The organism is Amycolatopsis sp. NPDC043885, from assembly GCF_056435685.1.
In genome coordinates this window covers 1-11,938 of record NZ_JBWKEA010000025.1, presented here as the reverse complement: position 1 = coordinate 11,938, position 11,938 = coordinate 1, and the positions used below count along the sequence as shown (strand labels likewise).

The 11,938-nt window shown below is 69.4% G+C and carries 12 protein-coding genes; 7 read left to right on the top strand and 5 right to left on the bottom strand.

Annotated features, from left to right (window positions below):
• Window positions 1-23 precede the first annotated feature (23 nt).
• Window positions 24-620, top strand: coding sequence for a winged helix-turn-helix domain-containing protein (locus AC069I_RS40715; protein WP_007029600.1), 597 nt, complete (start codon window positions 24-26; stop codon window positions 618-620).
• On the top strand, window positions 621-1,364 hold the full coding sequence (locus AC069I_RS40710; protein WP_478229473.1) for an SRPBCC family protein: 744 nt from the start codon (window positions 621-623) through the stop codon (window positions 1,362-1,364).
• On the opposite strand, the gene AC069I_RS40705 is transcribed toward AC069I_RS40710, so the two are convergent.
• The 3 genes from AC069I_RS40705 to AC069I_RS40695 form a co-directional block, all read right to left on the bottom strand.
• Window positions 1,357-1,578 carry a DUF5703 family protein gene (locus tag AC069I_RS40705; RefSeq protein WP_016334446.1) on the bottom strand — a complete coding sequence of 74 codons (222 nt, stop codon included), beginning with the start codon at window positions 1,576-1,578 and terminating at the stop codon, window positions 1,357-1,359. The genes AC069I_RS40710 and AC069I_RS40705 overlap by 8 nt on opposite strands.
• Window positions 1,575-2,588 (bottom strand): YncE family protein, encoded by a 1,014-nt coding sequence (locus AC069I_RS40700; RefSeq protein WP_478267745.1) that lies wholly within the window; start codon window positions 2,586-2,588, stop codon window positions 1,575-1,577. Before AC069I_RS40700 ends, AC069I_RS40705 begins: the two co-directional genes overlap by 4 nt.
• 113 nt (window positions 2,589-2,701) lie before the next feature.
• Window positions 2,702-3,667 carry an aldo/keto reductase gene (locus AC069I_RS40695; protein ID WP_478229475.1) on the bottom strand — a complete coding sequence of 322 codons (966 nt, stop codon included), beginning with the start codon at window positions 3,665-3,667 and terminating at the stop codon, window positions 2,702-2,704.
• Between the two features lie 136 nt (window positions 3,668-3,803).
• Between AC069I_RS40695 and AC069I_RS40690 the strand changes: the two genes are divergently transcribed.
• The 4 genes from AC069I_RS40690 (at window position 3,804) to AC069I_RS40675 (ending at window position 8,652) form a co-directional block, all read left to right on the top strand.
• Window positions 3,804-4,850, top strand: a complete 1,047-nt coding sequence (locus tag AC069I_RS40690; RefSeq protein ID WP_340681781.1) for an LLM class F420-dependent oxidoreductase — start codon at window positions 3,804-3,806, stop codon at window positions 4,848-4,850.
• The gene (locus AC069I_RS40685) at window positions 4,850-5,689 is read left to right on the top strand and encodes an undecaprenyl-diphosphate phosphatase (protein WP_478267744.1); all 840 of its coding nucleotides are present in this window, start codon (window positions 4,850-4,852) and stop codon (window positions 5,687-5,689) included. Before AC069I_RS40690 ends, AC069I_RS40685 begins: the two co-directional genes overlap by 1 nt.
• A gap of 106 nt (window positions 5,690-5,795) precedes the next feature.
• Window positions 5,796-6,506: a histidine phosphatase family protein gene (locus AC069I_RS40680; protein ID WP_478229477.1), complete on the top strand. Its 711-nt coding sequence runs from the start codon at window positions 5,796-5,798 to the stop codon at window positions 6,504-6,506.
• Window positions 6,507-6,609: 103 nt separating this feature from the next.
• The gene (locus AC069I_RS40675; RefSeq protein WP_478229478.1) at window positions 6,610-8,652 is read left to right on the top strand and encodes a M3 family metallopeptidase; all 2,043 of its coding nucleotides are present in this window, start codon (window positions 6,610-6,612) and stop codon (window positions 8,650-8,652) included.
• A gap of 54 nt (window positions 8,653-8,706) precedes the next feature.
• Here the strand turns inward: AC069I_RS40675 and AC069I_RS40670 are convergent, their stop codons facing one another.
• Window positions 8,707-9,897, bottom strand: a complete 1,191-nt coding sequence (locus AC069I_RS40670) for an aminotransferase class V-fold PLP-dependent enzyme (protein ID WP_478229479.1) — start codon at window positions 9,895-9,897, stop codon at window positions 8,707-8,709.
• Window positions 9,898-9,928: 31 nt separating this feature from the next.
• Here AC069I_RS40670 and AC069I_RS40665 point away from each other — a divergent pair, with 31 nt between their 5' ends.
• Window positions 9,929-11,302: an aminotransferase-like domain-containing protein gene (locus AC069I_RS40665; protein ID WP_478229480.1), complete on the top strand. Its 1,374-nt coding sequence runs from the start codon at window positions 9,929-9,931 to the stop codon at window positions 11,300-11,302.
• Here the strand turns inward: AC069I_RS40665 and AC069I_RS40660 are convergent.
• On the bottom strand, window positions 11,286-11,897 hold the full coding sequence (locus AC069I_RS40660) for a hypothetical protein (protein WP_478229483.1): 612 nt from the start codon (window positions 11,895-11,897) through the stop codon (window positions 11,286-11,288). The two genes, AC069I_RS40665 and AC069I_RS40660, sit on opposite strands and share 17 nt — an antisense overlap.
• Window positions 11,898-11,938: the final 41 nt, after the last annotated feature.

Here is an 11,938-nt window from a genome sequence, read left to right as displayed (position 1 = left end):
GTTTTCGGTGGCACGTTCTTGGCATGTTCTCCGTTGCGGTGATCGAGGACGCGGAAGCGGCCGAAGTGTCGCTGGATCCGGTCCGGGCCCGGCTGCTCGCCGAACTCGCCGAACCGGCGTCGGCCACGATGCTGGCCGCGCGGGTCGATCTGCCGAGACAGAAAGTGAACTACCACCTTCGCGCGCTGGAGAAGCACGGGCTCGTGGAGTTGGTCGAGGAACGGCGGAAGGGCAACGTCACCGAGCGCATGATGCGCGCGACGGCGTCGTCGTACGTCATCTCGCCGACGGCGCTCTCAGCCGTGCAACCAGATCCGGCCCAGTCGCCGGACCGCCTGTCCGCACGCTGGCTGCTGGCCGTGGCCGGCAGGCTGGTGCGCGACGTCGGCCTGCTGATCACCGGAGCGACCAAGGCACGCAAACGGGTCGCGACCTTCGCGATCGACGGCGAGGTGCGGTTCTCCTCCGCAGCGGACAGGGCCGCGTTCGCCGAAGAGCTCACCGTCGCGATCACGAACCTGGTGAGCAAGTACCACGACGAAGGCGCCGAACAGGGCCGCGATCACCGGATCGTCGTCGCCGTCCACCCGAGCGTCCGCACCGAGCCCGAGGAGCGCTGAATGGGCCACGAATTCGAGATCACCGACCGCGTCGAGATCGACGCGACGCCGGAACAGGTCTGGGACGCCATCGCGACCGGGCCGGGGATCACGTCATGGTTCATGGGACGCAACGAGGTCGACGGCGGCGTCGGCGGCACTGTGAAGACCGCTTTCGGCGGCTTTGAACCCACCTCGGCGATCACGGCGTGGGACCCGCTGGAACGCCTGGTCTACGGCACGGAACCCGCGCCGGACGGACGCTTCGTCGCCTACGAGTTCCTCATCGAGGGCCGGTCCGGCGGTAGCACCGTGCTGCGGACCGTGACAAGCGGCTTCCTGCCTGGCGACGACTGGGAAGACGAGTTCGAGGCTATGACCGCGGGCGGCGAGCTGTTCCTCCGCACCCTCGTCGAGTACCTCAACCGTTTCGCCGGCCGGAAAGCGGTGCCGGTGACCGTATTCGGGCCGATGATCGCGGACTGGGACAGCGCTTGGCCGACGCTGGGCCGGGAACTCGGCCTCGCCGGGCGGCCGCGGACGGGGGACCGGGTCCGCCTGTCCACCGGCCCGGTGTCCACTGTGGACGGCGAGGTCTATTTCGCGAACGCGCAGACGGTCGGGATCCGGACCGCGGACGCGCTACTGAGGTTCGTCCGCGGCTTCGCCGGGCCGATGTGCGCGATGCATCACCTGTTCGGCGACGTCGACTCCGCGGAACAGGACGCGCTCTGGGCCGAGTGGCTCGGCCGGGTGTTCAAGTGATGAGGCCGGGCAGGGGTGTGGCGGTGCGCTTGCGGCGCAACCACACCCTCCTGGTCCCATCGGAGTAGAGCCGGACGGTCGACAGTTCCCAGCCCGCGAACTCGGCGTGGATCGACAGCTGCGTCGCCGCCGCCCGCCGGGAAACACCGGGCGGAAGCTGCAACCGCCGGTACTCCCAATCCCCTTCGACCACCGCCTCGTCCACGACTGTCATGGCGTGATCACCTGGATCCCTTCTCCGATGGCCGAGCCGACGACCACACGGCCGCCCTGCTCGTCGACGGTGACCGAATCTGGCTGCCGCACGGTGGGGAACCGGTGTTTCTCGATCGGTTCTCCACCGCGGACGTCGAAACCGACTACCTCGTTGCGTTCGGTGAGCGTGACCCAGACGAGGCCACGGGTGCGGTCGTAGGCGATGCCGTACGCCCCGCCCGGCACGGGATAGCGCTGGCGCAGCAGCAACGGCGTCGTGGAGAACGCCAGCAGCGCGCCCGCCCGCGCGTCGGTGACGAAGACGCGTCCCAGATCGTCGGTGACGGCGTTGGCCGCGCCGTCGCCCGCCCGCAGGCCCTCGCCGATCTTGCCCTCGTCGAGGTCGACGGCGAACAGGGCGGTGCGGAGCTTGTCGAGCACGACCACGCCGTCACCGGTGTTCAGCACGTCGTCGGCGCTGTAGATCTGGCCGGTGATGGTCTTCGGTCCCGCGTTCTTCGACAGCACCTCGACGGCCTTGCGGTCCCGCACCGAGACCAGCGTCGCTTCACCGTCGGCGAGACCGGCCGACGGCTGCCCCGCGACCGGGACCGTCTCCAGCGCGCCACCGGGCAGCGAGACCTTCGCCAGCATGCTCTTGCCAGGGACGCTGGCGAGCACCTGGGAACCGGAGACGGTCAGCCGCTCGGCGGGACCCGGCAAGGCCACGGTCGTCTTAGGGGAGTCCAGGGCGGCGAGATCATAGATTCGCAGCGACGGCGGCTCCGAAACCGCGGCGACCAGCGTCTTGCTCGCCTCGTCGGTCACCAGCGCCTTCACACTCGGCACCGCGAACACCGACCCCGCGGGCTTGACCGTCACCGCGGGGGAGACCGCCGCGGTGGCCGCGACGGGGTTCTGCACGATCTGCAAGGAGTCGTTCGGCGTGTCGTCCGTACTACAGGACGAGAGCACCAGGACACCGGCGAGCGGGATCGCGATCCGGGAAACGGCGGACAGCCGACCCACCTTGGTGCCTCCACCTGCTACTCGTCGAACGGACTTGTCCAGCATCCTCCTGGAACTCCACCACGTCACGTCAGCGTCACCCAACAGTCACCTAATCCAGTATTCGAGACGGCTCAGAGGCCGCGTTCCGGGTATCCGACCTCGATCGCGCTGACGTCGTCGAGCGCCGAGCGGATGGCGGGCGGGAGCGTGATCTCCTCGGCCGTCAGCGAACCGGTCAGCTGACCGGTGTCACGGGCTCCGACCACGGGCGCGACCACTCCGGGCCGGTCGCGGACCCACGCCAGCGCGACCGCCAGCGGCGAGGTGCCGAGGCCGTCCGCGGCCGTCGCGACCGCCTGCACGATCCGGGCCGCGCGATCGGTCCGGTGATGTTCGACATAGCCCGCGAAAACACTCGAAGCGCCGCGCGAATCGGCGGGGGTCCCGCTGCGGTACTTGCCGGTGAGCACGCCCCGGCCGAGCGGCGCCCACGGCAGGAGCCCGATGCCGTGGTGCTCCGCCGCGGGGACGACTTCGCGATCGACCCCGCGCTCCAGCAGCGAGTACTCGACCTGCGTCGAGACCAGCGGAGCGGCGGCGGAGCCGCGGGCCGCGGCGGTCGCCAGCTGCCAGCCCGAGTAGTTGGAGACACCGACGTAGCGGACCTTGCCGCTGGTCACGGCGTACTCGAGGGCGCCGAGGGTCTCGTCGACCGGTACGGTGGTGTCCCACGCGTGCAGCTGCCACAGGTCGATGTGGTCGGTGCCGAGCCGTCGCAGCGAGCCGTCGAGCGCGCTCAAGAGGGCGCCGCGTGAGGCACCGCCACCGAACGGGCCGTCGGTACGGCGGGCCACGGCCTTGGTCGCGAGCACGATGTCGTCCCGGGGGACGAGATCGCCGAGCAACGCCCCGAGGACGCGTTCGCTCTCGCCCTCGCCGTAGATGTCGGCGGTGTCGACCAGGGTGCCCCCGGCGTCGACGAACGCGACCAGCTGGCTGGCCGCCTCCTCCGAGTCGGTGTCGCCACCCCACGTCATGGTCCCGAGGGCCATCCGCGAGACCCGAAGTCCCGACCGGCCGAGCTGTCGCTTTTCCACGACGGGCGAGCCTAGCCGGAAGGCAAGTGCTGGACGCGGAGCAGGTGAGCGTGTCGTGATCGAGTACCACCGTGCGGGTCATCGGCTGTCAACACCCTGAACGGAGGAGTGACACTCCGATGGATACATTCACGCCGTGCGACTCGGACTGAACTTGGGCTATTGGGGCGCGGGAAACGACGCGGCCAACCTGGCATTGGCGAAGAAGGCGGACGAACTGGACTACGCGGTCGTCTGGGCCGCGGAGGCCTACGGTTCGGACGCGCCGACGGTGCTCTCATGGGTGGCGGCGCAGACCTCACGGATCGACGTGGGCAGCGCGGTGTTGCAGATCCCGGCGCGGACACCGGCGATGACCGCGATGACCGCCGCGACCCTGGACACGCTATCCGGCGGCCGGTTCCGTCTCGGCCTCGGTGTTTCCGGCCCGCAGGTCTCCGAGGGCTGGCACGGCGTGAAGTTCGCGTCGCCGCTGGGCCGCACCCGCGAATACGTCGAGATCGTCCGCAAGGCGCTGAGCCGCGAGCGGGTCCGGTACGACGGCGACCACTTCCAGCTGCCCCTGCCCGGCGGGCCCGGCAAGGCGCTGACCCTGACCGTGCACCCCGTTCGCGACGAGATTCCGGTGTACCTGGCCGCCATCGGCCCGAAGAACCTCGAACTGACCGGCGAGATCGCGGACGGCTGGCTGCCGGTGTTCTATTCGCCCGAGCACGCCGGTGAGCAGCTGAAACTGATCCAGGCCGGCGCGGACAAGGCCGGACGCACCCTCGACGGCTTCGACGTCGTCCCCACCGTCCCGCTCGTTGTCGGTGACGACTGGAAGGCCTGCGCCGACGCTGTCCGCGGGTACGCGGCGCTGTACATCGGCGGGATGGGCAGCCGGGAGAAGAACTTCTACAACCAGCTCGCCTGCCGGATGGGCTTCGAGCGCGAAGCCGCCGACGTCCAGCAGAAGTACCTGGGCAGGGACTACGAGGGCGCCATGGCCGCCGTCCCGCTGGAGTTCATCGACGCGACGTCGCTGCTGGGGCCGAAGGAGCGCATCGCCGAACGGATGCAGGCCTTCGCCGGATCCGGCGTCACGACGCTGACCGTCGCGCCCGCCATGCCGGACCCGGAGGGCTCCGCACGCGCCCTCGAGATCGCGGCCGAAGCCATCGAAACGGCCGGTGTCGCCTGATGGGATGGTTCGAAGCGCTGGTCCTGGGTCTCGTCCAGGGCCTGACCGAGTTCCTGCCGATCTCCTCCAGCGCGCACCTGCGGATCACCGCGGCGCTCGCCGGCTGGGACGACCCGGGCGCCGCGTTCACCGCGGTGACCCAGATCGGTACCGAACTCGCGGTCATCCTGTACTTCTCGGCCAAGATCGGGAAGATCCTCCGCGCCTGGTTCTTTTCGATCTACAAGAAGGACTGGCGCCAGGACCCCGACGCCCGGCTGGGCTGGCTGATCATCGTCGGCTCGATGCCGATCGTGGTGCTGGGCCTGCTGCTGCAGGACGCCATCGACGAAACCTTCCGTGACCTGCGGATCACCGCGACGACACTGATCGTGTTCGGCCTGATCCTCCTGGTGGCCGACCGCATCGGGAAGCAGCAGCGGACCCTCGACCACCTGACCGTGCCGCACGGCCTCGGTTTCGGGTTCGCCCAGGCGCTGGCGCTGATCCCGGGTGTCTCGCGTTCCGGCGGCACCACCAGCGCCGGTCTGCTGCTCGGCTACACCCGCGCGGAGGCCGCGGAGTACTCGTTCCTGCTGGCGCTGCCGGCGGTGTTCGGCTCGGGGCTGTACAAGCTGACCGACATCGGCAAGGACGGCGCCCCGGCGCAGTGGGGGCCGACGATCCTGGCGACGCTGATCGCGTTCGGCGTCGGGTACGCCGTCATCGCCTGGCTGATGTCCTACATCAAGACCAAGAGCTTCGTGCCGTTCGTGATCTACCGGCTCGTACTCGGTGTCCTGCTGTTCGTGCTGATCTTCACCGGTGTCCTGGACCCCGGCGCGGGCCCGCACCTGTAGATCCTCACGCATTTAGTCCTCTGGATGCGGTCCTTGCACGCGCAAGGACCGCATCCAGAGGACGAATCGCGTAGCCGGGCAAAGCACGACACGTAGGGTGGGCCACGTGAGTACTGTGATCCTTCTGCGCCACGGCAAGTCCACGGCGAACGGTTCGGGCGTCCTGGCCGGGCGCACGCCCAAGGTCGGCCTTGACGACACCGGCCGGGCGCAGGCCGCCGCGCTCGTCGAGCGCCTGGCGCCGGTCCCGCTCGCCGAGCTGGTGGTCTCGCCGATGCTCCGCTGCCGCCAGACGGTCGCGAAGCTGGCCGAGGCACGCGGTCTGGACAAGCTCAAAGAGCCCGGTTTGTCCGAAGTGGACTACGGCGAATGGACCGGGCGCGCGCTCAAGGATCTGTTCAAGGAACCCCTGTGGCGCGTCGTGCAGGCGCATCCCTCGGCCGCGGTCTTCCCTGGCGGGGAAGGGCTCGCCGAGATGCAGGCGCGGGCGGTCGCCGCCGTTCGCGCGCACGACGCGAGGATCACCGCGAAGCACGGCGAAAACGCGGTGTGGCTCTTATGCAGCCATGGCGATGTGATCAAGGCGATCCTCGCCGACGCGCTCGGCCAGCATCTCGATTCCTTCCAGCGGATCGTGGTCGATCCGGCGTCGGTTTCGGTCGTCCGGTACACCGAGACTCGTCCGTTCGTGTTGCGCGTCAACGACAACGGCGGCGACCTGGCCGGCGTCGCCCCACCCGAACCGAAGGCCAAAGCCAAGCGCGGCAAGGGAAAACGCAGCTCCGACGCGGTGGTGGGCGGTACCACCGGAGCGTGACCACCGCCATCGGTGGCGTCACCGCCACGGACGGCATCCACCGGCCCCTCGCTGCCCGTAAGGTGGCCAGACCAGCAGATTCGACGACCCGGGAGCAACACCGATGATTTCGCAGGACAACCCGTTCGCCGCGCCGAGTGAGCTGCCCTACGCCCTTCCTCCGTTCGACCGGATCGCCGACGAGCACTTCCTTCCCGCCTTCGAAGCGGGCCTGGCCGAGCACGCCGCCGAGATCGAGGAAATCGCCGGCTCGGCCGAGCCGCCGACCTTCGAGAACACCATCGTCGCGCTCGAGAAATCCGGCAGGCTGCTGTCCCGCGTCTCCAGCGTGTTCTTCAACCTCGCCGGGTCGAACGCGAACGACGAGATCCAGCGCGTGCAGGCCGAGATGGCACCGCGACTGGCCGCGCACGCCGACGCCATCAACCTGAACCCGGCGCTGTTCGCCCGGATCGACTCGCTGTTCGAGCGCAGGGACGAACTCGGCCTCGACGCCGAATCGCTACGCCTGCTGGAGCGTCACCACACCGACGTGCGCCGCGCCGGCGCCGGTCTTCCCGAAGCCGACCAGAAGCGTCTGCGCGAGTTGAACGAGCAGATTTCGACGCTGTCGACCCGGTTCCAGCAGAACCTGCTCAAGGACACCAACGAACTGGCCGTGGTCGTCGACGACGTCGCGGAACTCGCGGGTCTCGGCGAGGACGAGATCGCCACGGCCGCCGAAACCGCCGGCGAGGAGGGCAAGTACGTCCTCAAGCTGACCCTGCCGACGGCGCAGGCCGCGCTGGCTTCGTTGGAAGACCGCGCGCTGCGCGAGCGGATCTTCACCGCATCGGTTTCCCGTGGCAACCGGGGCAACGAGTTCGACAACAACGAGGTCGTGGCCCAGCTGGTCCGGTTGCGTGCGGAAAGGGCCGCCGTGCTCGGCTTCCCCGACCACGCTTCGTACGTCATCGAGGACGAGACCGCGAAGACCGCTCAGGCCGCTGTCGGTCTCCTGGAACGGCTCGCGCCCGTTGCGGTCGCCAACGCCAAGGCGGAGGCCGAAGAACTGCAGCGCTACCTCGAAGCCGACATCCCCGGCGCGATCCTGCGGCCGTGGGACTGGGCGTTCTATGCCGAACGCGTCCGCAAGGACCGGTTCGAGGTCGACACCGCCGCGCTGCGCCCGTATTTCGAGCTGAACCGGGTGCTGACCGACGGCGTGTTCTTCGCCGCGTCCAAGCTGTACGGCCTGAGCTTCACCGAGCGGAAAGACCTGCCGAAGTATCACGCCGAGGTCCGAATCTTCGAGGTCTTCGACGCCGACGGCACGGAACTCGGCCTGTTCCTGCTCGACTACTACGCCCGCGACTCGAAGCGCGGCGGCGCCTGGATGAACAACTTCGTCGACCAGACGAGGCTGCTGGGCACGAAGACGGTCGTGGTGAACGTGCTCAACGTCGCCAAGCCACCGGCGGGGGAGCCGACCCTGCTGACCTTCGACGAGGTCGTCACCGCGTTCCACGAGTTCGGGCACGCGCTGCACTCGCTGCTTTCCGATGTCGAGTACCCGATGTTCTCGGGCACCAACGTCCCGCGTGACTTCGTCGAGTACCCCTCGCAGGTCAACGAGATGTGGATGCTCTGGCCCGAGGTGCTGGCCAACTACGCCAAGCACCACGTGACCGGTGAGCCGCTGCCGCAGGAGCAGATCGACAAGCTCCTGGCGTCGCAGCAGTACGGCGAAGGCTTCTCGACCACCGAGTACCTCGCGGCATCCCTCCTCGACCAGGCGTGGCACGCGCTGGGCACCGAGGACAACGTCGAGGACGTCCAGCGGTTCGAGGCCGAGGCGCTGACCAAGGCCGGTGTCGCGCTGGAAGCTGTGCCGCCGCGCTACCGCACCACGTACTTCGCGCACATCTTCAGTGGCGGCTACAGCGCCGGGTACTACTCCTACATCTGGAGCGAGGTCCTCGACGCCGACACCGTCCAGTGGTTCCGTGAGAACGGCGGGCTCAGCAGGGAGAACGGCGACCACTTCCGCCGCGAGCTCCTCGGGCGGGGCGGCAGTGTCGACCCGATGGCGGCCTTCCGCGCGTTCCGTGGCCGCGATCCGGAGATCGAGCCGCTGTTGAAGCGCCGCGGCCTCGCGGGCGCCTGACCTCCCGACGGTTCCCCGCCCGGACACCCCCAGTGTCCAGGCGGGGAACCGCGCTCAGGCGGCCAGCTCGGCGACGGCAGCGGCCACGTCGTCCACTTCCCGTTCGGTGTTGTAGTAATGCGGGCTCAGCCGCAGGCACCACTCGACGTCTTTGTCTCCGAAGTCGAACTGCGCGAACTCCCGGTAGCTCAGCGCCGAATTGATCCGGCGGGCGTCCATCGCCTCCTTGAAGGGCACCGCTTCCCAGCCCTTGATGGAGAACGTCACCAGCGCGCCCAACTCCGGGCCCCGGTCGAGCACTTCGACGCCCGGGATGGCGCTGAGCCCGCCCCGCAGTCTCGCCGCGAGCGCGGGCGTGCGCCGTGAGATCGCCTCCAGACCGACCTCACGGGCATACCTAGCGGCGGCGGCGCAGCCGAGCACGGTGGCGTACGGGAATTCCCATTCTTCGAACCGGGAAGCCGACTTCGCCGGTTCGTACGCGCCGGGCGCGCTCCAGCGGGCTCCGTGCATGTCGATGAACAACGGCTCGTGCCCGGCGTCGAGGAACCGGTCGGAGACGAACAGGAACCCCGAACCGCGCGGACCACGCAGGAATTTGCGGCACGTCGAAGTGAGCAGGTCGGCTCCGATCTCCTCGACGTCGACGGGGTACTGGCCGATCGACTGGCAGGCGTCGACCAGGTAGAGCAGGCCGAGCTCCCGGCAGTGCCGCCCGATCTCGGCGATCGGCTGGACGAGGCCCGAGTTGGTCGGAATGTGCGTTGCGGCGACCAGCTTCGGCTTCCTCGAGCGCATCAGGGTGGCCATGGCCTCCACGTCGACACCGCCCTCCCGCGAGTCCGGTGCGTGCACGACCTCGACTCCGAACCGCTTCCGCAGCGACAGGAACGCGATCTGGTTGGAGATGAAGTCGTTGCGGGTGGTGAGCACGACGTCGCCGGGCTCGAAGCGGATCGAGGAAAGCGCGGTGGAGTAGGCGTGGGTGGCGCTCGCCGCGAAGGCGATGTTGCGGGGCCTCGCGTTGATCAGGGCCGCGATCTCGTCGTAGAAGCCGGTGACCTCGCTCGCGCGCGCCGCGGCGGCCTCGTACCCGCCGGTCTCGGCTTCGAGATTCAGGTGATCGAGCATCGCGGCCAGTACCGGCTTCGCCAGGAGCCCGCAGCCCGCGTTGTTGAAGTGGACGACCTTCTCGCTGCCCGGGGTATCGGCTCGCAGGGCCGGGACGTCCAGTAGTGATCTCACCAGAATCTCAGTAGCACTATCATGTTGCTTCATGTCGGATAGTAGCACTTCCGCGCTCGTCGCCCAGTTGCGTTCGCTCATCCGCACTGCGGCCGCAGGGGAGAGGCTGCCCAGTAGCCGGGAGCTGATCGAGCGCTACCGGGTCGGCCCGGGAACGGTCTCTCGCGCGATCGCCCTGCTGGCCGCCGAGGGCACGGTCGTGACCCGCCCCGGGAGCGGAACCTACGTGGCGCCGAAGGCGACGACGGTGGGCGAACCGCTCGACACGGCGTGGCAGACGGTCGCGCTGACCGATCGCAGCGTCGACACCAGATCCCTCACCGGCGCCCTCGGCCCGCCACCGGAGGGCGCCATCCTCCTCGACGGCGGCTATCCGCACCGGTCACTGCAGGCGACTCGCTTCCTGAGTGCGGCGCTGGCGCGGGCGGGCCGCCGTCCGGACGCCTGGGACCGCGCGCCGGCCGCCGGTCTGCCCGCGCTGAGGTCGGTGTTCGCGGGGCCGGCCGGTGCTTCGCCGGACGACGTCCTGATCACCGCGGGCGGGCAGAGTGGGCTGTCCATGGCGTTCCGGGCGATCGCGGCGCCCGGAAGCCCGGTCCTCGTCGAATCGCCGACGTATCCGGGAGCGCTCGCCGCCGCCCGGGCGGCGGGACTCCGGCCGGTGCCGGTGCCGATCGACGACGACGGAGTCCGCCCGGATCTGCTGGCCGAGGCGTTCGCGATGACCGGCGCCCGGCTCTTCTGCTGCCAGCCCACCTTCCACAACCCGACCGGGACGGTGCTCGCGGCCGAACGGCGCACGCGGGTGCTGGACGTCGCCAGGGCGGCGGGCGCGTTCGTCCTGGAGGACGACTTCGCCCGGTATCTCTCCCATGGGGTGACCGCACCGCGTCCGCTGATCACCGACGACCGGGACGGCACGGTCGTCCATCTGACATCGGTGACCAAGGCCGCCGCGCCGAGTCTTCGGATCGGCGCGGTGATCGCGCGAGGGCCGGTCCTCGACCGGATGAAGGCGATCCGGCAGGTCGACGACTTCTTCGTCTCCCGTCCACTGCAGGAGGCCGCCCTCGAACTGCTCAGCGCGCCGTCCTGGGAACGTCACGTGCGGAAACTGGGCTCCGAACTACGGCAGCGGTGCGGAAAGGCGGCCGCGGCGCTGGCAGGGGAGCGTCCTGAGTGGACTGTCGCGCGGCTGCCCGAGGGCGGACTCCACCTGTGGGTGCGGCTACCGGCGGGGAGTGACGCGAACGCGGTCGCCCGCGCGGCGAGGGAGCGGGGAGTCGTGGTCGGGGCGGGGGACCGGTTCTTCGCCGCCGAACCAGCCGGACCGTTCCTCCGGCTCGGCTTCGCCGCCGCGGCCGACGTCGCCGAACTCGCCGAAGGCATCAGGCGATTAGGTTAAATGTATAACGACCTATACGGCGTGGCTCAGGCCAAAACCACGTCAAGCACAGATAAACCCCACCGCCAAGGACGACACCCGCGGCCATCCCGGCCGTGACCTCGGCTTTGGTGTGATCTCCGAGTTCGACGCGGGACCAGCAGACCCAGGCGACGCCGACGAAGACCAGTGCGAGCCAGGGGCCGTAGACACGGATCAGCATCACGGCCGCACCCGCCGCCACCATCGCATGCATCGAGATCTTGAACTCGAGCCCGAAGGTGATCGCGAGCGCGGCGACCAGGCAGACGAGCTCGGCGGCCGCGAGCGCGATCATCTCGTGCGGGGCACCGCCGACGATCAAGACGGCGAAGCCGGCGGTCAGCGAGCCGATGCAGACCGCGAACGGGACGAGCCGTCCGGCGCGATCGGTGACATGGTGGCTGTCCCACTTGCCCTTCCGGGCGCCGCGCACGATCACGGCCATCGGGATCAGCGAGCCGGTGACGCCGACGACGAGACCCCAGAGCACCGTCTCGCCGACGTGATATCCGGTGACCTTCGCCATCGACGACGGGTCCTCGAAACCCGCGCCGCCGCGCGATCCCGACGGCACCCTGCCCTCGAACGGGACCGTGCCTTCGGGCGGGAGCGCGG

Bases quoted from the DNA above. Each gene is read 5' to 3' on its own strand.
- AC069I_RS40705 (WP_016334446.1), bottom strand. From the start codon at position 1,578: ATGACAGTCGTGGACGAGGCGGTGGTCGAAGGGGATTGGGAGTACCGG.
- AC069I_RS40685 (WP_478267744.1), top strand. From the start codon at position 4,850: ATGGGATGGTTCGAAGCGCTGGTCCTGGGTCTCGTCCAGGGCCTGACC.
- AC069I_RS40675 (WP_478229478.1), top strand. From the start codon at position 6,610: ATGATTTCGCAGGACAACCCGTTCGCCGCGCCGAGTGAGCTGCCCTAC.
- AC069I_RS40665 (WP_478229480.1), top strand. From the start codon at position 9,929: ATGTCGGATAGTAGCACTTCCGCGCTCGTCGCCCAGTTGCGTTCGCTC.
- AC069I_RS40715 (WP_007029600.1), top strand. From the start codon at position 24: ATGTTCTCCGTTGCGGTGATCGAGGACGCGGAAGCGGCCGAAGTGTCG.
- AC069I_RS40710 (WP_478229473.1), top strand. From the start codon at position 621: ATGGGCCACGAATTCGAGATCACCGACCGCGTCGAGATCGACGCGACG.